The sequence below is a fragment of the Georhizobium profundi genome (genome assembly GCF_003952725.1).
Taxonomy (GTDB): domain Bacteria; phylum Pseudomonadota; class Alphaproteobacteria; order Rhizobiales; family Rhizobiaceae; genus Georhizobium; species Georhizobium profundi.
On record NZ_CP032509.1, the window covers coordinates 4,032,669 to 4,055,093 of the forward strand.

A 22,425-nucleotide genomic window follows, 5' to 3' on the forward strand; every position below is an offset into this window, starting at 1 on the left:
GCGATCCTGCTCTATCTCCCGCGCGGGAGGTCAATAACGACAAGGGCAAGGATCGACATCACATGGCTCAGCCAGACCAGCAGAACCTCATCATACCCGCACTGCGTCCGCTCTATTCGGGCCTCTCCACCACTGCCGAAACGGTTCTGCGCCTCGTCGCAGGCCTTGCGATGGTGACACATGGCTGGCCCAAGATCACCAATCCGTTCGGCTCGGTGGGGATGGTGGAGAGCCTCGGCTTCGTGCCGGGAGCGCTCTGGTCGCCGCTGCTGGCGGGTACGGAATTCTTCGGCGGCATCCTTCTCGCCATTGGCCTTTTGACGCGCCCAGCAGCATTTGGCTGCTTCATCGTCCTCTGCGTCACGACCTACTTCCATTGGGTTGTGCAGGCTGAAGGCTATTCCGGTGCCGAAAAGTCGATCCTGTGGGCTGCGATGATGCTCTTCTTCGTCATCCGCGGCGGCAACGCCCAGTCTGTCGACGCGAAGATCGGCCGCCAGTTCTAAGCATTCGGCGTCTGTAACGAAAAACGGCGCCCGCAAGGGGCGCCGTTCCATTAAGCCACTCGAATGGCTCTAGCGGATTAGGCGGTTTGCGCCTCGATCTGCTTTGCGCTCGTCGGGCTCGCCTGGATGGAGATCCGGCGCGGCTTCATTGTCTCGGGGATCTCGCGCAGAAGATCGATGTGCAGCAGGCCGTTCTTCAGCGAAGCGCCGCGAACCTCGACGTGATCGGCAAGCTGGAAGCGGCGCTCGAAGGCGCGCTTGGCAATGCCACGATAGAGGAATTCGCCGGCATCGCTGGCATCATCGGCCTTTTCGCCCTTGACGGTCAGCGTGTGCTCGCGCGCTTCGATCGACAGTTCGTCTTCACTGAAGCCTGCGACCGCCATGGTGATGCGGTAGGCGTTATCGCCGGTACGCTCGATATTGTAGGGCGGGTAGGTCTGGCCCTGGTCCGGCTGCGCAAGGCTGTCCAGCATGGTGAACAGGCGGTCGAAGCCAACGGTCGAGCGATAGAGGGGGGAGAAGTCTACATGACGCATTTTAAAGTCCTCCTTGAAGCGACTTGTTCGTCTGATCGATTGTCTGGCCTCACACCTGTTCCCGCTTGGCGGCGAAAGGCTTGAAGAGACCAGCGGACCCGTTCTGGCGTCCGCAAAAAGAAGATGGGAAACGCGCATTCGCCGTTCAAGAGGTGCCCGCACCCGCAGAATGCAGTTCTCATCTCTGCAGGGAATAGACCGGCCCCTCGGTCGTTAGGCACATGAATGCGAGATGAATGTCAGGTTCGGATCGCGTTCAGATGCACTGGACCATATTGGCCAGCGTCGGGACAAAGAAATCCTGACTGGCTGGAGTGTAACGTCCCTTCCCTTCAGCCATCGGCCGGAGGCGCGCGAAACCCACATATCGCTCTCGCGCCTCCGGTCTCTTTTTTCGCATCACCGTTCTTTGTGGGCAGACAGGTTCGATGCTAAGTGCCTGCTTTGAAGCCGGCGCTGCGTGATGCAAGATATTCTTTATCAGACCCCAAACAACCCGTTCCCCGATCCGACCGGCAACCGCCATGTTGCCGGTCATTTCCGCACGCGGGATGGCAAATCCTTGCGCTACGCACTCTTCAAATCCGACGCCCCGCGCGCCAAGGGCACGATCGTGCTCGCTCATGGCCGCAACGAGTGCATCGAGAAATATTACGAGACGATCTCCGACCTTCTGAAGACCGGCCTCTGGGTGGCGACGTTCGATTGGCGCGGCCAGGGCGGCTCCGAGCGGCTCTTGCCCAACCACAGCGCCGGCTACGTGGAGCGGTTCGTCGACTACGAACACGATCTTGAAGATTTCCTGACCCAAGTGGTGCTGCCGGATGCGCGGCTGCCGTTCTTCCTCGTGGCGCATTCGGCCGGTGCCCTTGTCGCACTTGCAGCCGCACCGCGGTTGACGACACGGATCGAGCGCATGGTGCTCTGCGCGCCGTTCATTGCGCTTGGCGGCCAGAGGCTGGGGCAGCGCGGGGTGCGCCTTCTGACGAATGTCATGAGCCGGGTTGGGCTGAAGCGCATGATCGTTGCCCGTAACCGGCACAATCAGCCCTTTGAGGACAACCGCCTTACCCATGACGAGCGGCGCTTCCGGCGCAACCAGGCGATCTTCGGCTCGGCGCCTCTGCTCTCGCCCTCGAGCCCGACGGCCCGCTGGATCAGCGAAGCGCTCGGCCGGATCGATGTCGTTCGACATCAGGACCATCTTGCGGCAATCCAGATACCGACGCTTGTCCTGGCAGCAGGCGGCGACCAGATCGTTCCGCTGCGGGCCATCGAAAAGCTTGGAACGCTGTTTCGCGCCGGGCGGGTAATCACGATCGACCAGGCGCGCCACGAGCTGTTTCAGGAAAGCGATATTTACCGGGAACCGACACTGGCCGCGATCAAGGCCTTCCTGCCGGGCGCAGATGCTGAAGGCGAACAGAACGCGCTGTCGATCAGTTCTTGAGGAGCGCCAGCGCCTCTTCGTGCACACGCCTGCTGCCACAAGCCACGATGTCGCCCCCGCCTTCGGGCCGACCGCCATCCCAGGTGGTGATCACACCGCCGGCATTCTCGATGATCGGGATCAGCGCCGCGATATCGTAGGGCTTGAGGTCCGATTCGACGACGATATCCGCATGGCCGCTGGCCAATAGCGCATAGGCGTAGCAATCGCAGCCATAGCGGGCGAGCCGCACGGACTGTTCCACACGCTCATAACGGCCGACATGGGCATCGGAGAAGATCTTCGGCGACGTCGTGAATAGCGTGGCGTCGGCAAGCGTTTCGCAGGCGCGCACCTTGAGTGCTTCCTGCCCTGCCGATCGGCCGAAATATCGGGATTCGCCATGACCGGCGACAAAGGTTTCGCCGATGAACGGCTGGTCCATCAGCCCCATCACGGCGCGGCCGTTATGATAGAGGCCGATCAGCGTTCCCCAGACGGGAAGACCTGAAATGAACGCACGGGTGCCGTCGATGGGGTCGATGACCCATAGGTATTCCCGATCGGTGCCATGGCTGCCGTGCTCTTCGCCCAGAATGCCATGATCGGGATAGGCCTGCATGATCAGGTCGCGGATCGCCGTCTCGGCTGCCTTGTCGGCCTCGGTCACCGGATCGAACAGACCGGCACCCTTGGTCTCGACGGCCCCATTCTGGCGGAATCTCGGCAGCGTCTGTTCAGCCGCCGCAGCTGCCAGTCGGCGCAAGAAATCGAGATCGGGTAAGGCCATGAATTCCACTATGACTGACGGACAACACTGCTCATAGATTTATTGCAACTGCGAAGACCCATCAATCTAATCGATTGACTTTTGTGCGACGCAACAATAGCTTCGAGGTGCAGTTCGCTGCAATGCCCATTTGGGCGTTTCCTCCCTAGACTTCTACCGCGTCCCAACGGGCGCGGTTTTTTTATGGACTGGAGCAATAGCTCCGGCTCTTTGATTTGTCGCGTTGTCCAACGGTGAACCGCTATCCACTTCACCTGGAAACGCTCCGAGCTATTCGGCGGCGAGCGGCACTTCCAGCATGTCGCTTTCGACAAGCGCGATCAACGCATCGATGAAATCTGTCAGATCGGCGTGCAGCCGGTCGAAGCCCGGCTTCTTCTCGAGCCGCTCCTCGTCAAAATAAAGCCCGCGATTGACCTCGATCTGCAAGGCATGGAGGCCATGCGCCGGCCGGCCGTAATGTTCGGTGATGAACCCGCCCGCATAGGGTTTGTTGCGGGTCACCGCATAACCCATTTCCTGCAGAATCAGGGCGGCCGAGCGGGTCAGGTCCTGCGATGCGCTGGTGCCGTAGCGGTCGCCGATGATGAAGTCCGGCCTCACCGGTGAAGCGGGAGAGCGCACGCTCGCCGGCATCGAGTGACAATCGACCAGCACAGCCATGCCATAGGTCACGCGAGTGCGCGCGATCAGCCGGCGCAGGCACGCATGATAGGGGCGGTAAATGCCCTCGATGCGCTCCAGCGCTTCGGCGACCGGCAGACGATGGCTGTATATCTCGACATTTTCGGCCACCAAACGAGGAATCGTGCCGAGACCGCCGGCAACCCGCGTCGACGAGATATTGGCGAAGGGCGGCAACGCTCCCTCGAACATGCGCGGATCGAGTTCGTAAGGTTCGCGATTGACGTCGAGATAGGCGCGCGGAAAGTGGGCGACCAGCATCGGCGCACCGGCCGGGACCGCATGGGCGAACAATTCATCGACGTAGAAATCTTCTGATTTGCGGATGCGGCGCGCGTCGAGCCGCGACTGGGCAAGGAAGGAAGCGGGATAGATTCGCCCGCTGTGGGGCGAGTTGAAGACGAGAGGGGTTGTCTGGCGGGGCGCCATCCGGACCTCGAATGGCTCAGAATCAAACACCAGCGCTGCCAATTCGCCTGCACTCCGTTGCTTGTCGATCGAGATGGTGGAAGCGATGCGAAAAAGCCCCGCATCCCTTGAATTCGACGGCCCAAATCATGTTGCCAGTTGCCTCAACCCGTGTCCATAGCCCATAAAAATAGGCTTGTACCTGCCTGAGTCGAGCGCGCTCCTTATTCGGCTTTCACCGGATGTTTACGCAAGTGTTGTTTCTGTGGCAGCGAGAGGTGCGCGCTTTATGACAGCCGACGACGACATTTCAGGACGACAGAGAATGAAGATTCTTCTTGCCGAAGACGACAATGACATGCGCCGCTTCCTGGTGAAGGCGCTGGAAAAGGCCGGCTATGAGGTCCGCGCCTTCGACAATGGCGCCAGCGCCTATGACCGGTTGCGCGAAGAGCCGTTTTCGCTGCTCTTGACGGACATCGTGATGCCCGAGATGGACGGCATCGAGCTCGCCCGTCGTGCGACGGAACTCGACCCGGACCTGAAGGTCATGTTCATCACCGGCTTTGCCGCCGTGGCGCTGAACCCGGATTCCAACGCACCGAAAGATGCCAAGGTTCTGTCCAAACCCTTCCATCTGCGCGATCTGGTGGATGAAATCCACAAGATGCTCGAGGCTGCCTGAGGCCCGTTCCAGGCCCTTTCGAAAAGCAGGTAATTTCGCTTTCGACACTATTGACGCGGCAAAGCCATTTATGGTCTATGCCGCTCCACGGATGGGCGTGTAGCTCAGCGGGAGAGCACTACGTTGACATCGTAGGGGTCACAGGTTCAATCCCTGTCACGCCCACCATCCTTTTCAAGCACTTAGCTTCAATTCAAGCAGCGCACGACCGGTCCACCGACCTCGGGCGCTGCTTGTTTCTGCCTCATGTCATTGGTCGTCGTCGCGAACCGCCAGAGCCCTGCCTACTGCCAAGGGTTTGGGGTCAATCCGCCCGGTCATTCCTTGGGGCCGGAAGAGGTAGACGTTCGCCGGTCGATGCTTGGACTGAGGTCCGTTTCTAACACCCGATCAGTGCTTTACGTTGACCTGACGTCCTTCTGGGGAGGACGGGAGCTGCGCGTGACCAACCGCCCCCGGTGGTCACGCGCAGCTCCACCGATCAAACGGTCGAATCGCGCCGTGTGGTTGGCGCGGCGTTAAGAGCAATCTGCGATATTTGATAGGTGCGGTGGAGCGCAGCGCTGGATACAAGGCTGTTGGCCCCTTGTCTCAACCGGGGCCAGGGTCGCGGTTCGTTATTCAGGCCCCCCAGCCCCAACAGCCGCGACCCACGGGATTTCCGGGCCTATTTCCCACAAAGAGGCCCGCATCCTTTCGGATACGGGCCTGAAATCAGACGCTCTGTGGAAAGATTAGTCTTCCCAACGATCCAGAGCTTCAACCTGTTCCTGTGTCATGTCGACCTGAAGGTTGTCGCCATTGAGCGTGACCTGATCGAACGGGATGACGACATCGGTGTCACCGACGCCCAGGAAGCCGCCAACTTCAGCCGAAAATGCCGTCGGCGTACCGTCATCGGTGCCAAGCACTTCTTCGACTTCGCCGATCGTCTCGCCAGCTGCGTCCAGGATGTTCATGTCTTCCAGCTGCTCGACCGTCAGATTGAACTCGCTGACCATCTGGCTGTCGGATTCGATTTCGATCAAGCCGGCCGGAGCCTGAGCCGAAGCGGCGGCGACAAAGCCGAACATCGAGAGGGCGACGAGTGAAGCGGTCTTTTTCATTATGGTACTCCGTGTTGGAACTGGCCGAATAACCCGCGCCGCCCAAATCGGTTCCACATCTTCCAGCCGATTGCAACGCTCACCGTGCGGGTCAGCCTTCGCTCATGTCGTGGCGATGTTCGTTCTCAGGAAACGTCATCGACCGGTGGAACACTGCGAGCCGCTCCTCGTTTTCAAAGCTCCGCGGGCGCAACAAGGGCGCCCAACCCATCTGACAGGAGCTGTACGAGAAATGAGTGCTCGTCCGTTTTCGCCCGTTTGGGTCACCCTACCCGGCCGGCCACCACGCCGAGTCGACAGCGCCTTCGAGGCGCTGGAATGCCTGATGGGCGGCTGGCCCATCACGACGCATTCCACATATCGCCGAGCGGTTCAGGCCTGCCGCGATGCAATCGATGGCTTCGTTCCCGCCACGAAAGCGCGCGAGGCATTTCTTGCCGCCGCGCGAACGATCGGCGCAACGACCTCAACCAAACCCGCCAAACATCACGACATCGCGGCGGCAGCCCGCGCATCCAAAGGAGCCTTCGATGGCATCGTCCAGCTTTGATCACACCGTGCACGTCTTTGCCGGCCTCGGCTTCATCCAGGCCATCAAGAGCCCTGCAGCCGCACTCTCCTACCTGGAGGCCATGCCGGGCTGGCGCAAAGACAAGCGCCATACGGCGGCACACAAGGCATGTCGGGCTGGTATGAGTGGTGGCGCCCAGACGGCGGCCGCGCGTGCCGCCTTCGAAGACTTCATGCTGCATGCCGGCTTGCTGGTGCAGAATTCGCCGCAGGTCGATGAATTGACGACGGCGGCTTGAAGAGTCGGATCGTTCCGAAACTCTCTCTAGACAATTGCGCCGGCATCACTTCAGGCCGGCGCATCTTCAGCTTCACATCATCCCGGCTATCGGAGCCGAGGCTATTTCGCTCAGTTCGGTTCGACGAGATGAACGGCAGTGTTCTCGTAGGCAGTTGCCGGCGTCGGGATCACGCCAGCGACATTGGCGAAAAGGAACGATGCGATGATGATCTTTGCAGCGACGACGACCATGACGACCGGACGAAGGCTCTGAGCGACATTTTCGCTGGTGTGGCTTGCGGACATTTTGTTGTTCTCGTTCGAGTGGTTGATCTCGGGAATCTGGACGATGTTTATCAAGCAAACCCTGCCCTGGACCTGCCGTGGCAGATGGGGACTTTTTGCTCCGACCGGTTCGCGGCAGGACTTGCTTCTGTGGCCGCAGCCACGGAAATTCAACCATCAAATCGTTACGAGGTTCCAACCATCCCGGCATTTCGGGAGAGGAAGTTTGCAATCCAAGATCGATGTCGCAGAAATGTAACACCGGCGCCCATGGGGACGCCGGTGTTACACGATAAGCGATGGATGAAAGGGTTCGCTCAGAGCGGTTTCTTGATCCAGCGTGCCAGCACGCCAATGATTCCTTCTCTAAATAGAAGCACCGCCAGCACGAAGATGATGCCCTGCATGATCAGCACCCAGGCGCCGAACGAAGCGAAGTAGTTCTGCATGGCAACGATAATGCCGGCGCCGAGCAGCGGCCCAAACACCGTGCCCATTCCACCGAGCAGCGTCATTAGAACGACCTCGCCGGACATCGTCCAGTAGACGTCGGTCAGCGACGCAAGCTGGAACACGAGCGCCTTTGTGGCGCCTGCCATGCCGGCGAAGGTTGCGGAGATGACGAAGACTGCCAGCTTGTAGCGATTGACGTGATAGCCGAGCGAGATGGAGCGCGGCTCGTTCTCACGGATCGCCTTCAGCACCTGTCCGAACGGCGAATGGATGATGCGATAGATCGCGAGCACACCGCCAAAGGTGATGGCCAGAACGACATAATAGAAAGTGCGGTCGGGGCGCGTGCTCAGAATGCCGAAGAGATCGCCGCGCGGCACGGCCTGGATGCCATCCTCACCCCCGGTGAACGGCGCCTGCAGGGCGAAGAAGTAGACCATCTGCGCGAAGGCAAGCGTGACCATGGCGAAATAGATGCCCTGGCGGCGGATGGCGAGCGAGCCGATCGCAGCACCCAGCACCATTGCCACCAGCGTACCCGAAAGGATCGCGAGCTCGGGTGTCAGCCCCCAGACCTTTGCGGCGTGGGCGGAGACATAACTCGCCATGCCGAAATAGGCGGCGTGGCCGAAGGACAAGAGACCGCCAAAGCCCAGCAGCAGGTTGAAAGCAGCCGCGAAGAGCGCGAAGCACATCACCTTCATGAGGAAGACGGGGTAGAGCACAAAGGGCGCCACCAGCATCGCGGCGAACAGCGCGATGAAGATCATCATGTGATGGCGCGGCATGCCCATGGTCTTGTCGCGCGGCTGCGCAACGACGTGGCTGACGGTATCGGTATCGGTCGTGGTCATGTCAGGCGGTCCTTCCGAAGAGGCCTGCCGGCTTAACGAGCAGAACGATGGCCATGATGACGAAGATCACGACGGCGGAGCCTTCCGGGTAGAAGACCCGGGTGAGACCCTCCACCAGCCCGAGGCCGAACCCCGTGATGATGGCACCGAGGATCGAGCCCATGCCGCCGATGACGACGACGGCGAAGACGACGATGATCAGCTGCTCGCCCATGTTCGGATTGACCGAATAGATCGGTGCGGCGAGCACGCCGGCGAGCGCGGCAAGGCCCACGCCGAAGCCGTAGGTAAGCGTGATCATGCGCGGCACGTTGATGCCGAACGCGCCGACAAGCGTCGGGTTTTCCGTCGCGGCACGCAGATAAGCGCCAAGCTTCGTCTTCTCGATCATGAACCAGGTGCCGAGGCAGACGACGAGAGAGGCGACAATGACCCAGAGGCGGGAATTCGGCAGATACATGAAGCCGAGATTATGCCCGCCCTGCAGAAGCTCAGGCGCCGCATAGGGTATGCCTGACACGCCGTACTGATTGCGGAAGAGGCCCTGGATGATGAGCGCGAGGCCGAAGGTCAGAAGCAGGCCGTAGAGATGGTCGAGATGGTAGAGCCTCGAGATCATCAGCCGTTCGATGACGATGCCGGACGCGCCGACGATCAGCGGCACCAAGATGAGGGCGGCCCAGTAGTTGATGCCGAAATAGGTCAGCAGCATCCAGGTCACGAAGGCGCCCATCATGTACTGCGCGCCGTGAGTGAAGTTGATGATGTTCAACAGGCCGAAGATCACCGCCAGGCCAAGGCTCAGCATGGCGTAGAAGGATCCGTTGATCAGGCCGAGCAGAAGCTGCCCGAAAAGTGCCTGCGGCGGTATGCCCAAAAGCTCGAACATGGCTGGCTGGTTCCAGATATGAAGACGGTCGGTCTTGAGATTTGGCGCGTCTCCGAACGGTGAACCGGTATCCGGTTCACCTGGAAACGCTTCAAGGTGACCGCGACGCCCGAAGGCGACGCGGTTCATGCCTTAAGCGCTGTTACTGCGCGGCAGCTTCCTCGACGAGCGAGCAACCGCCATCGGCGAGCGGGCGGAATGCCTGGTCGGCCGGGATGGTCTCAAGCAGCTCGTAGTAATCCCACGGACCTTCCGACTGGTCGGGCGCCTTGACGCGGAACAGATACATGTCGTGGATCTTGCGACCGTCTTCGCGGATTTCGCCCTGACCGAAGAGCGGGTCGTCGGTCGGGTTCGCCTTCATCCATTCCATGACGGCTGCGGTTTCATCCGTGCCGGTTGCTTCGACAGCCTTGAGGTAGTGCAGCACCGAGCCATAAACGCCGGCCTGAACCATCGTCGGCTTGTCGCCTGCCTGTTCCTCGAAGCGGGCCGACCATTCGCGCGTCTGGTCGTTCAGATCCCAGTAGAAGCTTTCCGTCAGGACGAGGCCTTGGGCGGTCTGCAGGCCGAGCGAATGCACGTCGGTGAGGAACACGAGCAGACCGGCAAGCGACTGGCCAGCCTGGGTGATGCCGAACTCGGACGCCTGCTTCACGGCGTTGATCGTATCGCCACCGGCATTGGCAAGGCCGACGACCTTGGCGCCGGACGCCTGAGCCTGCAGCAGGAACGACGAGAAGTCGCTGCCCGGGAACGGGTGACGCACCGAGCCGACGACCGTGCCGCCGGACTTTTCGACGAAGGCCGTCGTGTCGCGCTCGAGCGCATGGCCAAACGCGTAGTCGGCGGTGATGAAGAACCAGCTGTCGCCGCCCTGCTCCACCATCGCGCCGCCGGTGCCGTTGGCCAGCGCCCAGGTGTCATAGGTCCAGTGAACGGTGTTTGGCGAGCAGGCCGAGCCGGTCAGATCCGACGTGGCGGCGCCGGAGTTCATGAAGATCTTGTCCATCTCGCGGGTGATCTCATGCACGGCGAGCGCGGCCGACGAGGTCGGCACGTCGAAGATCGCGTCGACATCTTCTTCGCTGTACCACTGGCGCGCAATGTTGGATGCGACGTCCGGCTTGTTCTGGTGGTCGGCCGAAACGATCTCGACCGTGATGCCCTTCTCCTCGGCACCGAAATCCTCGACCGCCATCTGCGCGGCGATGACCGAGCCTTCGCCCGACAGGTCGGCATAGACGCCGGAGCGGTCATTTAGAACGCCGAGCTTTACGCTCACGTCCTGGGCGAGGCCCGGCGTTGCGGCCAGCATGGCGAATGCCGACGTGGCCAGTGCGAGTTTTTTCATCATTGCAGTTCTCCTCCCGAGAAAGGCACGTTTTTTCGTGCCGATTGCATTCTAAACGCCGAGATAGCGATGCAGTTTGTCGATGTTGGCGTCGAGTTCGGCGTTTTGGATCGTGTCCACCACACGACCCTGCTCGACGATGTAGTGCCGGTCCGCGACCGAAGCGGCGAACCGGAAATTCTGCTCCACAAGAACGATGGTGAAGCCCTGGCTCTTCAGCTTTGCGATGGTACGTCCGATCTGCTGCACGATTACCGGCGCGAGCCCCTCCGTCGGCTCGTCCAGAAGCAGCGTCTTGGCACCTGTTCGCAGGATACGCGCGATTGCGAGCATCTGCTGCTCCCCACCCGAAAGCTTCGTGCCCTGGCTGGACAGACGTTCCTTCAGGTTGGGGAAGAGTTCGAAGATCGTGTCGAGCGACAGACCGCCCTCGCGCACTTTCGGCGGCAGCATCAGGTTTTCCTGCACCGAGAGGCTGGAAAAGATGCCGCGTTCTTCCGGGCAATAGGCGATGCCCGCCTTGGCGATCTTGCGGGCCGGCAGCTTGATCAGTTCATTGCCTTCGAAGGTCACCGACCCGGTGCGCTTCGCCAGAATGCCCATCACGGCTTTCATCGTGGTGGTCTTGCCGGCGCCATTGCGGCCGAGCAGCGTGATGACTTCGCCCTCTCCAACGGCAAAGTTGATGCCGTGGAGGACATGGCTTTCGCCGTACCAGCCCTGCAGGTTCTTGACCTCGAGCAACGGCTTCACCGGCGCCGCCGGCGCGACCGGCCTTTCCATCGTCGTTGGCTCAACCATGTCCGGCTCCGATATAGGCGTCGATGACCTTGGGATCCTTGGAAACCGTGGCGTAATCGCCCTGCGCCAGCACCTCGCCGCGCGCCAGAACGGTGATGTGATCCGAAAGGTTGGCGACGACCGACAGATTGTGCTCGACCATCAGGATCGTGCGGTTCGTGGCGATCCGGCGGATCAGCGCTGAAATCCGCTCCACGTCTTCCTGCGTCATGCCGGCCATCGGCTCGTCGAGAAGCAGCATTTCTGGATTGAGCGCCAGCGTCGTCGCGATTTCGAGCGCGCGCTTGCGGCCGTAGGACAGTTCGCCAGCGCGTTCGTCGGTGAATGCGGTCAGACCCACATCGGCGATGTGCGAGCGCGCTTCATCGTCATATTCGCGCAGCACCGTTTCGGAGCGCCAGAAATCGTAGGAATCGCCGCGCCGCCGCTGCAGGGCGATGCGAACATTTTCCAGAACCGTCAAGTTCGGGAACACTGCTGAAATCTGGAACGAACGCACCAGACCGAGCCGTGCAATATCGGCTGAGGACAGGCCCGTAATGTCGCGACCATTGTAGGTAATCGCGCCCGATGTCGGCTGCAGGAATTTCGTCAGCAGATTGAAGCAGGTCGTCTTGCCTGCTCCGTTCGGCCCGATCAATGCATGGATCGACCCGCGACGCACGTCGAGGTCGACATTGTTGACCGCAACGAATCCCTTGAATTCCTTGGTGAGTCCGCGCGCGGACAGAATGGCGGCTTCCGTCATGTTCCTCCCACACGGTTCCGGCCGAGAGCCTCCCTGCCCTCGACTTCAACGCTATTGAAGCGGATTCGCCCTGTCAACGGATTTCAATTGGCAAGAAGAAAGTTCACGTATATGAACAAGATGGGATTTGGGAGGGATCGCATGCGTGTGCGACAGGTGGACAATGCACTCGATCTTTTCGAGCTTTTCGCGCGCGACAAGCGTCCGCTGACACTGACGATCATCGCCGACGAGCTCGGCATGCCAAAATCCAGCGTGTTTAATCTGATAGAGACGCTGCTCGCCCGCGGGCTGATTTACGAGACCCGGCAGCGCGGTGGATACTATCCAACGCCACGGCTCCATGAAATCGCGACATCGATCATGGAAGGCGATGTCTTCCTTCAGCGCATCCACGGCGAAATGGAGGATCTGGCGCGGTCAGCCGGCGAAACGGTGCTGCTCGCTTCCAGGCAGGGCGCCGAGGTGCTCTATATCGACGTGGTCGAAGCGGCGTCGCCCATCCGGTATTTCGCCCGCTGCGGCGAGCGGCGCCCGCTCTATACGACCTCCACCGGCAAGGCGATTCTCACCTCCTACGACCCGCAGGAGCGGGCGCGCATCCTGGAGCAGGTCGATTTCGTACGCCATCAGGCCACGACCTTCACCGATGCCGGCAAGCTGATGGAAGAACTGGACGCCGCCGTGGCGCGCGGATGGACCGAAGACCGTGCGGAATTCACGCCCGATGTCATGGGCATCGGCGTGCCATTGGTGCATGGAACGCGGCGGTTCGGCCTTGCGATCGCCGGGCCGCTCTACCGCATGGATTATCAGCGCGAGGAGCTAGCGGCCAAACTGCGCGCTGCCGCCGAGCGCATGCAACGGATCATGGAAAATGCCGACCACTGACACCAGCGAACTGGCCACGACGATTTCGCTCGAAGATCTCGTCGCTCAGGTCGGAACGGAGATTGGACTGTCCGACTGGATCACGGTCGACCAGCCCATGATCGACCGCTTCGCCGCAGCGACGAACGACCACCAGTTCATCCATGTGGACCCGGAGCGCGCGGCGGCAGAAGGACCGTTCGGCGGCACGATCGCGCATGGCTTTCTCACCGTCTCGCTGCTCTCGGCGATGAATTACGACTGCATTCCGGCCGTCGAGGACCAGCAACTCAGCGTGAATTACGGCTTCGAGAAATTGCGCTTCATGGCGCCTGTGAAGGCCGGCAAGCGCATCCGCGGCCGCTTCGTGCTGTCAGAAGCACGCCGGCGCGGCCAGCAGATGATGATGCTGCGCTACCAGGTAACGGTAGAGATCGAGGGCGAGACGAAGCCGGCGCTCACCGCCGACTGGCTGACACTCATTCAGATGGATCCGGCCGCCTTGGACGCGCTCGGATAGGTCTTTCAGGCCTTCGCGTCCCGCGCAGCTTCACTCAAGAAAGCGAAGGCATAGTCGGAATAGGAGCGCCAGCACTCGACGCGGAACATGTCGTCGGCCATGCGCCAGAGCACGATTTCGATCTTGCCGAGCACGGTGCGCGAGCAGGCATTGACCGGAAACGCCTTCAGCGACAGATCCTGCGGACAACCAGCTGCAAGCGTTTCGGCAGCCGCCTCGCCGGTGACCATGATCGCTGTCTGGCGATGAGAGACATCGACGGCAGAATGCAGAGCCCCGGTTTCGGCGAGCGCTTTCACGAGATCGGCAGAGCCGCCATGTTCGCCGTCGTCGATGACCAGCCATTCGTCCGGCCCGAGCCAGAGCGCCGAGCGCGTGCCGTCTGCGTTGACCACGGCCGTTTTCGGCCGCGCCGGCAGATCGAGGCCGAGGCTGCCGGACAGTGCTGCGACCGCGTCAGGTTTGGCGCGCAGCGAAATCCGCACCGCCGCTTGCGCCGGCGTCAGTCCGACGGCGGCTCCACCGCCGCGCCGGCCGTGCAAGGGATGGAGGCGTTCGACGCCGACGGGGCTATCCATTGAGCCGTTCTCCCTGCTTGTCGAAGAACACGGTGTCGGTGACTTCAACCTCGATCGTCCTGTCGGGCATCGGCACGTAAAGCGTGTCGCCCATCCGGTTGCGGCCACCGGCGACGACGCCCATGGCGATCGATCGGCCGCAATTTTCCGACCAGTAGGACGAGGTGACGTGCCCGATCATCGTCATCGGAATCTTCTCGTTCGGATCGGCGACGATCTGCGCCCCCTCTTCCAGCACGAGGGTCGGGTCCTTCGTCTTCAGCCCCACGAGTTGCTTGCGATCCGGCCGTTGCAGGTCGAAGCGTTTCAGACCAGCGATGCCCACGAAATCGGGTTTTTTCTTCGCCACTGCCCAGTTGAGACCCGCATCGTCGGGCGTCACGGTGCCATCGGTATCCTGGCCGACGATGATGTATCCCTTCTCGGCCCGCAGCACATGCATCGCCTCGGTGCCGTAGAGGCAAGCGCCCATCGCCTCGGCGCGCTCCCACAGGGCCTCGAACACCGACTGCCCGTAATCGGCAGGGACGTTGATCTCGAAGCCGCGCTCGCCGGTAAACGACATGCGGAAGAGCCGGGTCGGAACGCCACAGATTTTGCCCTCGCGTACCGACATGTGCGGCATGGCCTCATCGGATATGTCGATGCCGTCGACAAACGGCGCGATGATGTCGTGGGCCTGGGGCCCCTGCACGGCGATGACGGCCCATTGCTCGGTGATGGAGGTCAGCCAGACATCGAGATGCGGGAACTCTGTCTGGAGATAGTCCTCCATGTGGTGAAGAACGCGCGGCGCACCACCGGTGGTCGTCGTGACGTGGAAGCGGTCGGCGGCAAGGCGGCCGACCACGCCGTCATCGTAGATGAAGCCGTCTTCGCGCAGCATGATGCCGTATTTGCACCGGCCGGGCTCCAGCTTGTCCCAAGCGTTGGTGTAGAGAAGGTTGAGGAAGGCTGCCGCATCCGGGCCGACCACCTCGATCTTGCCCAGCGTGGAGGCATCGAACAGGCCAGCAGTCTCGCGCACCGTTCGGCATTCACGCGAGACGGCGGCGAGCATGGTTTCGCCGGCGCGCGGCAGGTACCAGGCGCGCTTCCACTGGCCGACATCCTCGAAGACGGCCCCGTTCGTGACCAAGCATCCGTGCAGCGGCGTCTTTCTTGCCGGGTCGAACAGCACGCCCCGGCTCTGGCCGACGATCGTTCCGAACGTCACCGGCGTATAGGGCGCGCGGAACGTCGTCAGGCCCACTTGCGGGATCGGCTTGCCGAGCGTCTCGGCGGCGATCGCAAGGCCGTGCATGTTGGACGTCTTGCCCTGGTCGGTCGCCATGCCGTTGGTGGTGAAGCGCTTGACGTGCTCGATCGAATGCATGCCCTCACGCACCGCGAGCCGGATATCCTTGGCAGTCACGTCGTTCTGGAAATCGACGAAGGCCTTGCCGGACTCGGGCGCACCGACGGCGCCAACGAGGCCTGCCGACCAAGAGCCGGCATCGATGCCTTCATGATCGATATCGATGACCGGACGTCCCGACATTTCCGAGCCGGCTCCGTTGGCGGCATCAAGACCGGCCTCCACAGCCTGTTCGACGAGCGCCACGGGATCGTCGGTCCCGGCACAAGCGCCGATCGACACGCAGTCTTGCGCATTGACGCCCGGCAGGAACCGGCCGCTTTCCGCATCCCAGGCCACCTTGCCGCGAGACTGCGAGAAAAGATGCACCGATGGCGTCCAGCCGGCGGACGTCATCAGCGCGTCCACCTCGATATCGCGGCCCTTGCCCGATGCGCCGGCCGGAACGACCGCGATGGACGAGACGCGCAGCCTGCCCTTGGTCGAGGCAATTGCATGGCGGGTCAGAACCTCGATACCGCGCGTGCGAGCCTCTTCCAGAAGCGATCCGCCCGGCCTGTCGCGCGCTTCGACGATAACAGGGATGCGAATGCCCGCATCCTGCAAATCAAAGGCTGCCGCATAGGCGCTGTCGCAAGCCGTGTAGACGGCCACCTTCGCTCCGATGGCGACGCCGTAATGGTTGAGGAAGGTGCGAGCCGCCGAAGCCAGCATGATGCCCGGGCGGTCGTTGCCCGGAAAGACCATGTGCCGCTCGATGGCGCCCGTCGCCAACACCACGCGCTTGGCGCGGACCTGCCAGAGCCGTTCGCGCGGCTGGTCCGGCGATGGAAGCGCAAGATGGTCGGTCACGCGCTCGGTCAGGCCGACGAAGTTCTGTGCGTAATATCCAAACGCCGTCGTGCGCGTCAGAACCCGGACATTGTCCATGAAGGCGAGACGGGCTGCGGTTTTCTGCGCCCAGTCGAAGCCGGTGTCGCCGTTGACGGCGATACTGGTGTCGAAATGGAAAGCGCCGCCCATTTCGGGCTGCTCGTCGCAGATGATGACACTTGCGCCCGACTCGGCCGCCGCAAGCGCTGCCGACAGGCCTGCCAATCCGCCGCCCACGACGAGGACATCGCAATGGGCATAGCGCTGCGCGTAATGGTCGGGATCGGCCTCTTTCGGTGACTCACCGAGGCCAGCTGCCCGGCGGATGACCGGCTCGTACAGCTTGTTCCAGGCAGCACGCGGCCACATGAAGGTCTTGTAGTAAAATCCGGCCGAAAAGAGCGGCGACAGCGCGTCATTGATGGCGCCGACATCGAAGGCGAGCGATGGATAGCGGTTCTGCGAGGAGGCCCTGAGTCCGTCGAAGATTTCCTGCACCGAGGCTCGGACGTTCGGCTGATAGCGCGCCGAATCGCGCGACACCTGCATCAGCGCGTTCGGCTCTTCGGCGCCGGCCGAGAGCACACCGCGCGGGCGGTGATATTTGAACGACCGGCCCATGAGGTGGATGCCGTTAGCGATGAGTGCGGAAGCGAGTGTATCGCCCTCGAGCCCCGTCAGCATACGGCCATCGAAGGAAAAGCGCACGGTCTTGGCGGGCGTCAAGCGCCCCTTTCCCGGTAGGCGGTTTGCGCCGCCCTGATACGCGTTGCCGCTCATTGGCCGCTTCCTTCCGTGGCTGCTGCTTGCGCCTGCGGATCGGGAAGCGCGGGCCGCGGCTCGCCGGCCTTGTAGGTCATGAGAAAGCGATCGGTCACCGTGTTGCGCACGGCATTGAAGAAGCGCCCGCAGCCATGAATGTGGCGCCAGCGCTCATAGACGTCGCCCTTTCGGTTGTCGCGCAGAAAGAAATAGCGCTCGAACTCCTCGGGCGTGAGATCGGCCATCTTGTCCGCGCGCACGATATGGGCCTCGCCGGCATGGCGGAACTCGATTTCCGGGCGGTCTTCGTCGCAATAGGGGCAGCGGATCAGCAGCATTTCTGTCTCAGGCCTCTCGTCTCAGTGCGCGACAGCCGCCGCGGCGGCCTCGTCGATCAGCCGGCCGGTGCGGAACCGCTCCAGCGTGAAGCCCTCGTTGATCTTGTGCGGCGCATCGTTGGCGATCGTGTGGGCGAACACATGGGCAGAGCCCGGCGTAGCCTTGAAGCCACCCGTACCCCAGCCGCAATTGACGTAGAGACCCTTGACCGGCGTCTTGGCGAGGATCGGCGAGCGGTCCGGCGTAACATCCACGATACCGCCCCAGGAGCGCAGCATCTTCATGCGGCTGAAGATCGGGAACATCTCGCAGATCGCATCCAGCGTGTGCTGGATGATGTGTAGACCGCCGGTCTGGGAATAGGACGTGTACTGGTCGGTCCCGGCCCCGATCACCAGTTCGCCCTTGTCGGACTGGGAAATGTAGGCATGCACCGTGTTCGACATGACGACGCATGGGAAGATCGGCTTCACCGGTTCCGACACCAGTGCCTGCAGCGGGAAGCTTTCGAGCGGCATGCGGATGCCGGCCATATCCATCAGCACCGAAGTATGGCCGGCGGCAACGACACCGATCTTCTTGGCTCCGATGAAGCCGCGCGCGGTGTCGACGCCGGTCACGTCTCCGTTCGCGCCGCGACGGATGCCCGTCACTTCGCAATTCTGGATGATGTGGACACCCATATCGGCTGCGGCGCGCGCATAGCCCCAGGCGACTGCATCGTGCCGGGCAACGCCGCCGCGGCGCTGCAGGGCGGCGCCCATGACGGGATAGCGCGCATTGCTTGAGATATTGAGCGGAGGGCAGAAAGCCTTTGCCGCATCGGGCTCGAGCCATTCATTGTCGATGCCGTTCAGCCGGTTGGCATGGATGTGGCGCTTGGCCGACTGCACGTCATGCACATTGTGCTGCAGCATCATGACGCCGCGGGCAGAATACATGACGTTGTAGTTCAGCTCCTGCGACAGGTTCTCCCACAGGTTCAGCGCATGGTTATAGAGGCCCGCGCTTTCGTCATAGAGATAGTTGGAGCGGATGATGGTGGTGTTGCGGCCGGTATTGCCGCCGCCGAGCCAGCCCTTCTCGATCACGGCGATGTTCTTGAAGCCGTGTTCCTTGGCTAGGTAATAGGCCGTACCCAGACCATGCCCGCCGGCACCCACGATCACGATGTCATAGGACGAACGCGGCTCGGGCGACGACCACTGCTTGTCCCAACCCTTGTGGCCACGCATGGCTTCTCGGGCGATCGCGAAGATGGAATATTTGCGCATGCATGCTCCCCGGCCTGTGGCGCATCGTAAGCACTGGACCTATCCAAGCCATGTCAAATTGAAAAGATCGACAATGGTCGTTTTGCGACCTTCAACGACGCGTAGAGCTAGATGGCCGATCGTGCAAATTCATGGCAGGCATGGCCCGCGCCGTGCTCCGTGAAAAGTGACGGAACGCCTGCATTTCGGTGCTTTTCCAACTGGACGACCGAAATCCTTTCTGCTAGTTACCACGCCGATCGTTCGGTGGCTCGCTGCGCGAACGAAATGTCATGCGACGACGTGCAGTATCGTCAGCCACCGAATTAGAACGAAGGAACGGGATTAACGTGCAGGTTCTTGTCCGCGATAACAATGTTGATCAGGCGCTGCGAGCGCTGAAGAAGAAGATGCAGCGCGAAGGCATCTTCCGTGAAATGAAGATGCGCGACTTCTATGAGAAGCCGTCGCAGAAGCGTGCTCGCGAAAAGGCCGAAGCCGTTCGCCGCGTGCGCAAGCTTGCTCGCAAGCGCGCTCAGCGCGAAGGCCTGCTCGGCGGCCGCGCCGCTCCGACACGCGGATAAGGTGCTTCGGCACGCCCGGATCTTTCTGCCGGGATAGAGATTTTGATGGGCGGGCGCGAAACTTCGCACCCGCCTTTTCTTTTTGCCAGCAGACCGTAATGTTGCCGGGCTTCTTCGCTAGCTGATGAACGCGGCGATTCGATTGCCGGCTCTATCGATCGACAAGGGATCCTGACATTGGCCATCGCATCATTTTCGCTCCAATCCCGCACCGCGCGTCGTCGGGCTGCGCTTGCCGGCACGCTCCTCAGCGCAATCGTCCTTGCAAGCTGCCAGTCGGCCGGCATGCCGAACGCGGATATGATCCGGCTCGACGCCGCCCAGGGCAGCGAGCAGAACATCGCGTCGCTCACCCAGGTCATCCAGAACAATCCGCGCGATCCTGAAGCGTACAATGTGCGCGGCTCAGCCTATGGCCGCGGTGGGCAGTTCGAACTGGCCATCGCCGATTTCGACCAGGCGCTCGCACTCAATCCGCGCTTCTACCAGGCCTATGCCAACCGGGCGCTCATCCACCGCAACCTCGGCAATCGCGAACAGGCCATCGCCGACTACAATGCTGCGGTCCAGATCAACCCGAATTACGACGCCGCCTATGTCGGGCGCGGCAACATCTACCGCCAGGCTGGCATGCTTAACGAAGCCTATGCGGACTATAACCGCGCCATTCAGCTCAACTCCACCGACGCCCGCGCCTATCACAATCGCGGGCTCATCCAGCAGCGCCGCGGCAACCATGTCGAAGCGATCGAGGACTTCTCGCGATCGATCTCGATCTCGCCGCGCTCGCCGGAGCCCTATAACGGTCGCGGCCTGTCCTATTTCGCAGTCGGCGACCAGGACAACGCCTTCACGGACTTCAACCGTGCGATCCAGCTCGACGAGAACGTTGCGGAGTCTTGGGCCAACCAGGCGCTGATCTACGAACAGCGTGGCGAGAACGATCGAGCCGCCCGTTCCTACGCGCGCGCCGCCCAGCTCGACCCGAACTATCAGCCGGCAAAGGACGGCCTCAGCCGGACGCGGGGCATCTGACGCAGCTCCCAGGCTGCAGCCTCGCAGCTTGCTCTTCGAGAGAATGAAAAAGGCCCGCCCGGACATCTCCGGGCGGGCCTTTTTCATTGGTTCAGCCGGCTGGCGGCTCAGTGTTCGTGCAGTGCCTTGACGATGTCTTCCGTCATCTTCTTGGCATCGGCCAGGAGCATCATCGTGCCATCCTTGTAGAACAGCGTGTTGTCGATGCCGGCATAGCCGGAGCCGAGCGAGCGCTTGACGAAGAGGCAGGTCTTGGCCTTGTCCACGTCGAGGATCGGCATGCCGAAGATCGGCGACGACGGGTCGTCGCGCGCAGCCGGGTTGGTCACGTCGTTCGCGCCGATGACGTAAGCGACGTCCGCCTGGGCGAATTCCGAGTTGATATCCTCGAGTTCGAAGACTTCGTCATACGGGACGTTGGCTTCGGCCAGGAGCACGTTCATATGCCCGGGCATGCGGCCGGCGACCGGGTGGATCGCGTACTTTACCTCGACGCCTTTTTCCTTCAGCGAGTCGGCCAGTTCGCGCAGCGCGTGCTGTGCCTGTGCCACCGCCATGCCGTAGCCGGGCACGATGATGACCTTGCCGGCATTCGCCATCAGGAAGGCGGCATCGTCTGCCGAGCCCTGCTTGATGGTACGGTCGATGTCGTCGGCAGCGCCGGCAACCTGTTCGCCGCCGAAGCCACCGAGAATGACCGACACGAAGGATCGGTTCATGCCCTTACACATGATATATGACAGGATCGCACCCGAGGAGCCGACGAGAGCACCGGTCACGATCAGGGCGAGGTTGCCGAGCGTGAAGCCGATGCCGGCTGCGGCCCAGCCCGAATAGGAGTTCAGCATCGACACGACGACGGGCATGTCTGCGCCGCCGATCGGGATGATGATGAGCACGCCGAGCGCCAGCGACGCGATGACGATCAGCCAGAAGACGAAATGGCTTTCCGTGCCGACCAGGATCGCGATCAGGATCAGGATCGTCGCGGCGAGACCGGCATTGATGACGTGACGCCCGGGCAGCATGATCGGCTTACCGGACATGCGGCCGTCGAGCTTCAGGAAGGCGATGATCGAGCCGGTGAAGGTGATCGCACCGATGGCGACGCCGAGCGACATTTCAATCAGCGCGGTTGCACCGATCGAGCCGACGAGGCCGATGCCGAAGGATTCCGGCGCGTATAGTGCTGCGGCAGCGACGAGAACGGCTGCGAGACCGACCAGCGAGTGGAAGGCGGCAACGAGCTGCGGCATCGCCGTCATCGGAATGCGCTGGGCGATCACGGCGCCGGCACCACCGCCGATGGCGAGGCCGAGCACGATCAGCATGAAGCCACCGAAGGACGGCGCTGCCAAAACGAGCGTGGTCAGGATGGCGAGACCCATGCCCACTATGCCGAATGTGTTGCCTTGGCGGCTGGTCGTCGGATGGGAAAGGCCGCGCAGTGCCAGGATGAACAGCACTGCGGACACGAGATAGAGGACGGCTGCGAAACTCTCAGACATGGATCAGCCCCTCACTTCTCTTTTTTCTTGTACATGGCCAGCATGCGCTGGGTGACGAGGAAGCCGCCGAAGATGTTGACCGATGCCAGGATCAGCGCAACGAAGCCAAAGCCCGTGGCGATGCCGCTGGTGGAAATGCCGACTGCGAGCAGTGCACCGACGACGATGACCGACGAGATCGCGTTGGTGACGGACATCAGGGGCGTGTGAAGCGCAGGCGTCACCGACCAGACGACGTAGTAGCCGACGAAGATCGCGAGAAGGAAAACGGCGAGCTGGAAGACGAAGGGATCGATCGCGCCGGCGGTCGCACCGTGCGCTGCGGCGCCCGCAGCGTCGAGGATGCCGGAGCCGGCCGCATCGCGCACGCTCTGAGCGGCCCGGTCGAGATCGTCGAGCGCCTGTTCGAGTGCTGGAGTGGCCAT

General features: G+C 61.9%; 25 protein-coding genes and 1 tRNA gene. 10 read left to right on the forward strand and 16 right to left on the reverse strand.

The window, feature by feature from the left end; translation table 11 throughout:
• The first annotated feature begins 62 nt into the window (after window positions 1–62).
• The gene (locus tag D5400_RS19480; RefSeq protein WP_126011883.1) at window positions 63–506 is read left to right on the forward strand and encodes a DoxX family protein; all 444 of its coding nucleotides are present in this window, start codon (window positions 63–65) and stop codon (window positions 504–506) included.
• Between the two features lie 77 nt (window positions 507–583).
• Here the strand turns inward: D5400_RS19480 and D5400_RS19485 are convergent, their stop codons facing one another.
• Entirely contained in the window at window positions 584–1,045 is a 462-nt protein-coding gene (locus D5400_RS19485) for an Hsp20 family protein (RefSeq protein ID WP_126011885.1), read from the reverse strand.
• 463 nt (window positions 1,046–1,508) lie between these two features.
• Here D5400_RS19485 and D5400_RS19490 point away from each other — a divergent pair, with 463 nt between their 5' ends.
• Window positions 1,509–2,495, forward strand: coding sequence for an alpha/beta fold hydrolase (locus D5400_RS19490; protein ID WP_126011887.1), 987 nt, complete (start codon window positions 1,509–1,511; stop codon window positions 2,493–2,495).
• Here the strand turns inward: D5400_RS19490 and hisN are convergent.
• Both hisN and D5400_RS19500 read right to left on the reverse strand, forming a co-directional pair.
• Window positions 2,485–3,264 carry a histidinol-phosphatase gene (hisN, locus tag D5400_RS19495; protein ID WP_126011889.1) on the reverse strand — a complete coding sequence of 260 codons (780 nt, stop codon included), beginning with the start codon at window positions 3,262–3,264 and terminating at the stop codon, window positions 2,485–2,487. The genes D5400_RS19490 and hisN overlap by 11 nt on opposite strands.
• Before the next feature lie 270 nt (window positions 3,265–3,534).
• Window positions 3,535–4,377, reverse strand: a complete 843-nt coding sequence (locus D5400_RS19500; RefSeq protein ID WP_126011891.1) for an N-formylglutamate amidohydrolase — start codon at window positions 4,375–4,377, stop codon at window positions 3,535–3,537.
• Between the two features lie 304 nt (window positions 4,378–4,681).
• Here D5400_RS19500 and cpdR point away from each other — a divergent pair, with 304 nt between their 5' ends.
• Together cpdR and D5400_RS19510 are read left to right on the forward strand one after the other, a co-directional pair.
• Entirely contained in the window at window positions 4,682–5,041 is a 360-nt protein-coding gene (gene cpdR / locus D5400_RS19505) for a cell cycle two-component system response regulator CpdR (RefSeq protein ID WP_126011893.1), read from the forward strand.
• 93 nt (window positions 5,042–5,134) lie between these two features.
• Window positions 5,135–5,209: transfer RNA gene (locus tag D5400_RS19510), tRNA-Val, on the forward strand.
• Between the two features lie 566 nt (window positions 5,210–5,775).
• Here D5400_RS19510 and D5400_RS19515 read toward each other — a convergent pair.
• Window positions 5,776–6,147, reverse strand: coding sequence for a PRC-barrel domain-containing protein (locus D5400_RS19515; protein WP_126011895.1), 372 nt, complete (start codon window positions 6,145–6,147; stop codon window positions 5,776–5,778).
• A 232-nt stretch (window positions 6,148–6,379) separates the two neighbouring features.
• Here D5400_RS19515 and D5400_RS19520 point away from each other — a divergent pair, with 232 nt between their 5' ends.
• A complete protein-coding gene (locus D5400_RS19520; protein WP_126011897.1) occupies window positions 6,380–6,697 on the forward strand; it encodes a DUF982 domain-containing protein in 318 nt (105 codons plus the stop codon).
• Complete coding sequence (locus D5400_RS19525; protein ID WP_164527965.1) at window positions 6,678–6,956, forward strand: DUF982 domain-containing protein; 279 nt, start codon at window positions 6,678–6,680, stop codon at window positions 6,954–6,956. The genes D5400_RS19520 and D5400_RS19525 overlap by 20 nt, the downstream gene beginning before the upstream one ends.
• 110 nt (window positions 6,957–7,066) lie before the next feature.
• On the opposite strand, the gene D5400_RS21320 is transcribed toward D5400_RS19525, so the two are convergent.
• From D5400_RS21320 to D5400_RS19550, 6 genes are all read right to left on the reverse strand, one after another.
• Window positions 7,067–7,243: a hypothetical protein gene (locus tag D5400_RS21320; RefSeq protein ID WP_164527966.1), complete on the reverse strand. Its 177-nt coding sequence runs from the start codon at window positions 7,241–7,243 to the stop codon at window positions 7,067–7,069.
• A gap of 296 nt (window positions 7,244–7,539) precedes the next feature.
• Window positions 7,540–8,469: a branched-chain amino acid ABC transporter permease gene (locus D5400_RS19530; RefSeq protein ID WP_425364939.1), complete on the reverse strand. Its 930-nt coding sequence runs from the start codon at window positions 8,467–8,469 to the stop codon at window positions 7,540–7,542.
• Window positions 8,470–8,530: 61 nt separating this feature from the next.
• Window positions 8,531–9,418, reverse strand: a complete 888-nt coding sequence (locus D5400_RS19535; protein ID WP_126013624.1) for a branched-chain amino acid ABC transporter permease — start codon at window positions 9,416–9,418, stop codon at window positions 8,531–8,533.
• Window positions 9,419–9,560: 142 nt separating this feature from the next.
• Window positions 9,561–10,775 (reverse strand): ABC transporter substrate-binding protein, encoded by a 1,215-nt coding sequence (locus D5400_RS19540; protein ID WP_126011903.1) that lies wholly within the window; start codon window positions 10,773–10,775, stop codon window positions 9,561–9,563.
• Window positions 10,776–10,823: 48 nt separating this feature from the next.
• A complete protein-coding gene (locus D5400_RS19545; RefSeq protein ID WP_126011905.1) occupies window positions 10,824–11,573 on the reverse strand; it encodes an ABC transporter ATP-binding protein in 750 nt (249 codons plus the stop codon).
• Entirely contained in the window at window positions 11,566–12,321 is a 756-nt protein-coding gene (locus D5400_RS19550) for an ABC transporter ATP-binding protein (protein WP_126011907.1), read from the reverse strand. The genes D5400_RS19545 and D5400_RS19550 overlap by 8 nt, the downstream gene beginning before the upstream one ends.
• A 141-nt stretch (window positions 12,322–12,462) precedes the next feature.
• On the opposite strand from D5400_RS19550, the gene D5400_RS19555 reads away from it, so the two are divergent.
• Together D5400_RS19555 and D5400_RS19560 are read left to right on the forward strand one after the other, a co-directional pair.
• The gene (locus D5400_RS19555) at window positions 12,463–13,212 is read left to right on the forward strand and encodes an IclR family transcriptional regulator (RefSeq protein WP_164527967.1); all 750 of its coding nucleotides are present in this window, start codon (window positions 12,463–12,465) and stop codon (window positions 13,210–13,212) included.
• 10 nt (window positions 13,213–13,222) lie between these two features.
• Entirely contained in the window at window positions 13,223–13,711 is a 489-nt protein-coding gene (locus D5400_RS19560) for a MaoC family dehydratase (RefSeq protein ID WP_126013627.1), read from the forward strand.
• Between the two features lie 5 nt (window positions 13,712–13,716).
• Here the strand turns inward: D5400_RS19560 and D5400_RS19565 are convergent, their stop codons facing one another.
• Genes D5400_RS19565 through D5400_RS19580 form a run of 4 tightly spaced genes read right to left on the reverse strand, consistent with a single transcriptional unit; the run spans window position 13,717 to window position 18,894 of the window.
• Window positions 13,717–14,289, reverse strand: a complete 573-nt coding sequence (locus D5400_RS19565) for a sarcosine oxidase subunit gamma (RefSeq protein WP_126011911.1) — start codon at window positions 14,287–14,289, stop codon at window positions 13,717–13,719.
• On the reverse strand, window positions 14,282–17,299 hold the full coding sequence (locus D5400_RS19570; RefSeq protein ID WP_126011913.1) for a sarcosine oxidase subunit alpha: 3,018 nt from the start codon (window positions 17,297–17,299) through the stop codon (window positions 14,282–14,284). The genes D5400_RS19565 and D5400_RS19570 overlap by 8 nt, the downstream gene beginning before the upstream one ends.
• Entirely contained in the window at window positions 17,296–17,619 is a 324-nt protein-coding gene (locus tag D5400_RS19575) for a sarcosine oxidase subunit delta (protein WP_126011915.1), read from the reverse strand. Before D5400_RS19575 ends, D5400_RS19570 begins: the two co-directional genes overlap by 4 nt.
• 21 nt (window positions 17,620–17,640) lie before the next feature.
• Window positions 17,641–18,894: a sarcosine oxidase subunit beta family protein gene (locus tag D5400_RS19580; protein WP_126011917.1), complete on the reverse strand. Its 1,254-nt coding sequence runs from the start codon at window positions 18,892–18,894 to the stop codon at window positions 17,641–17,643.
• 272 nt (window positions 18,895–19,166) lie between these two features.
• On the opposite strand from D5400_RS19580, the gene rpsU reads away from it, so the two are divergent.
• On the forward strand, window positions 19,167–19,457 hold the full coding sequence (gene rpsU / locus D5400_RS19585; protein ID WP_342635451.1) for a 30S ribosomal protein S21: 291 nt from the start codon (window positions 19,167–19,169) through the stop codon (window positions 19,455–19,457).
• Window positions 19,458–19,634: 177 nt separating this feature from the next.
• Complete coding sequence (locus D5400_RS19590; RefSeq protein ID WP_425364892.1) at window positions 19,635–20,492, forward strand: tetratricopeptide repeat protein; 858 nt, start codon at window positions 19,635–19,637, stop codon at window positions 20,490–20,492.
• Between the two features lie 107 nt (window positions 20,493–20,599).
• On the opposite strand, the gene D5400_RS19595 is transcribed toward D5400_RS19590, so the two are convergent.
• Window positions 20,600–22,000, reverse strand: a complete 1,401-nt coding sequence (locus tag D5400_RS19595; protein ID WP_126011921.1) for an NAD(P)(+) transhydrogenase (Re/Si-specific) subunit beta — start codon at window positions 21,998–22,000, stop codon at window positions 20,600–20,602.
• Window positions 22,001–22,011: 11 nt separating this feature from the next.
• Window positions 22,012–22,425: an NAD(P) transhydrogenase subunit alpha part 2 gene (locus tag D5400_RS19600; protein WP_126011923.1), complete on the reverse strand. Its 414-nt coding sequence runs from the start codon at window positions 22,423–22,425 to the stop codon at window positions 22,012–22,014.

Excerpts from the sequence above, each read along its gene's own strand:
- D5400_RS19530 (WP_425364939.1), bottom strand. The coding sequence starts at position 8,469 with ATGGGCATGCCGCGCCATCACATGATGATCTTCATCGCGCTGTTCGCC.
- D5400_RS19595 (WP_126011921.1), bottom strand. The coding sequence starts at position 22,000 with ATGTCTGAGAGTTTCGCAGCCGTCCTCTATCTCGTGTCCGCAGTGCTG.
- D5400_RS19535 (WP_126013624.1), bottom strand. The coding sequence starts at position 9,418 with ATGTTCGAGCTTTTGGGCATACCGCCGCAGGCACTTTTCGGGCAGCTT.
- hisN (WP_126011889.1), bottom strand. The coding sequence starts at position 3,264 with ATGGCCTTACCCGATCTCGATTTCTTGCGCCGACTGGCAGCTGCGGCG.
- D5400_RS19550 (WP_126011907.1), bottom strand. The coding sequence starts at position 12,321 with ATGACGGAAGCCGCCATTCTGTCCGCGCGCGGACTCACCAAGGAATTC.
- D5400_RS19600 (WP_126011923.1), bottom strand. The coding sequence starts at position 22,425 with ATGGCCACTCCAGCACTCGAACAGGCGCTCGACGATCTCGACCGGGCC.
- D5400_RS19520 (WP_126011897.1), top strand. The coding sequence starts at position 6,380 with ATGAGTGCTCGTCCGTTTTCGCCCGTTTGGGTCACCCTACCCGGCCGG.
- D5400_RS21320 (WP_164527966.1), bottom strand. The coding sequence starts at position 7,243 with ATGTCCGCAAGCCACACCAGCGAAAATGTCGCTCAGAGCCTTCGTCCG.
- D5400_RS19545 (WP_126011905.1), bottom strand. The coding sequence starts at position 11,573 with ATGGTTGAGCCAACGACGATGGAAAGGCCGGTCGCGCCGGCGGCGCCG.
- D5400_RS19565 (WP_126011911.1), bottom strand. The coding sequence starts at position 14,289 with ATGGATAGCCCCGTCGGCGTCGAACGCCTCCATCCCTTGCACGGCCGG.
- D5400_RS19575 (WP_126011915.1), bottom strand. The coding sequence starts at position 17,619 with ATGCTGCTGATCCGCTGCCCCTATTGCGACGAAGACCGCCCGGAAATC.
- D5400_RS19500 (WP_126011891.1), bottom strand. The coding sequence starts at position 4,377 with ATGGCGCCCCGCCAGACAACCCCTCTCGTCTTCAACTCGCCCCACAGC.
- D5400_RS19480 (WP_126011883.1), top strand. The coding sequence starts at position 63 with ATGGCTCAGCCAGACCAGCAGAACCTCATCATACCCGCACTGCGTCCG.
- rpsU (WP_342635451.1), top strand. The coding sequence starts at position 19,167 with ATGCGACGACGTGCAGTATCGTCAGCCACCGAATTAGAACGAAGGAAC.
- D5400_RS19570 (WP_126011913.1), bottom strand. The coding sequence starts at position 17,299 with ATGAGCGGCAACGCGTATCAGGGCGGCGCAAACCGCCTACCGGGAAAG.
- cpdR (WP_126011893.1), top strand. The coding sequence starts at position 4,682 with ATGAAGATTCTTCTTGCCGAAGACGACAATGACATGCGCCGCTTCCTG.
- D5400_RS19490 (WP_126011887.1), top strand. The coding sequence starts at position 1,509 with ATGCAAGATATTCTTTATCAGACCCCAAACAACCCGTTCCCCGATCCG.
- D5400_RS19515 (WP_126011895.1), bottom strand. The coding sequence starts at position 6,147 with ATGAAAAAGACCGCTTCACTCGTCGCCCTCTCGATGTTCGGCTTTGTC.
- D5400_RS19485 (WP_126011885.1), bottom strand. The coding sequence starts at position 1,045 with ATGCGTCATGTAGACTTCTCCCCCCTCTATCGCTCGACCGTTGGCTTC.
- D5400_RS19540 (WP_126011903.1), bottom strand. The coding sequence starts at position 10,775 with ATGATGAAAAAACTCGCACTGGCCACGTCGGCATTCGCCATGCTGGCC.
- D5400_RS19580 (WP_126011917.1), bottom strand. The coding sequence starts at position 18,894 with ATGCGCAAATATTCCATCTTCGCGATCGCCCGAGAAGCCATGCGTGGC.
- D5400_RS19555 (WP_164527967.1), top strand. The coding sequence starts at position 12,463 with ATGCGTGTGCGACAGGTGGACAATGCACTCGATCTTTTCGAGCTTTTC.
- D5400_RS19525 (WP_164527965.1), top strand. The coding sequence starts at position 6,678 with ATGGCATCGTCCAGCTTTGATCACACCGTGCACGTCTTTGCCGGCCTC.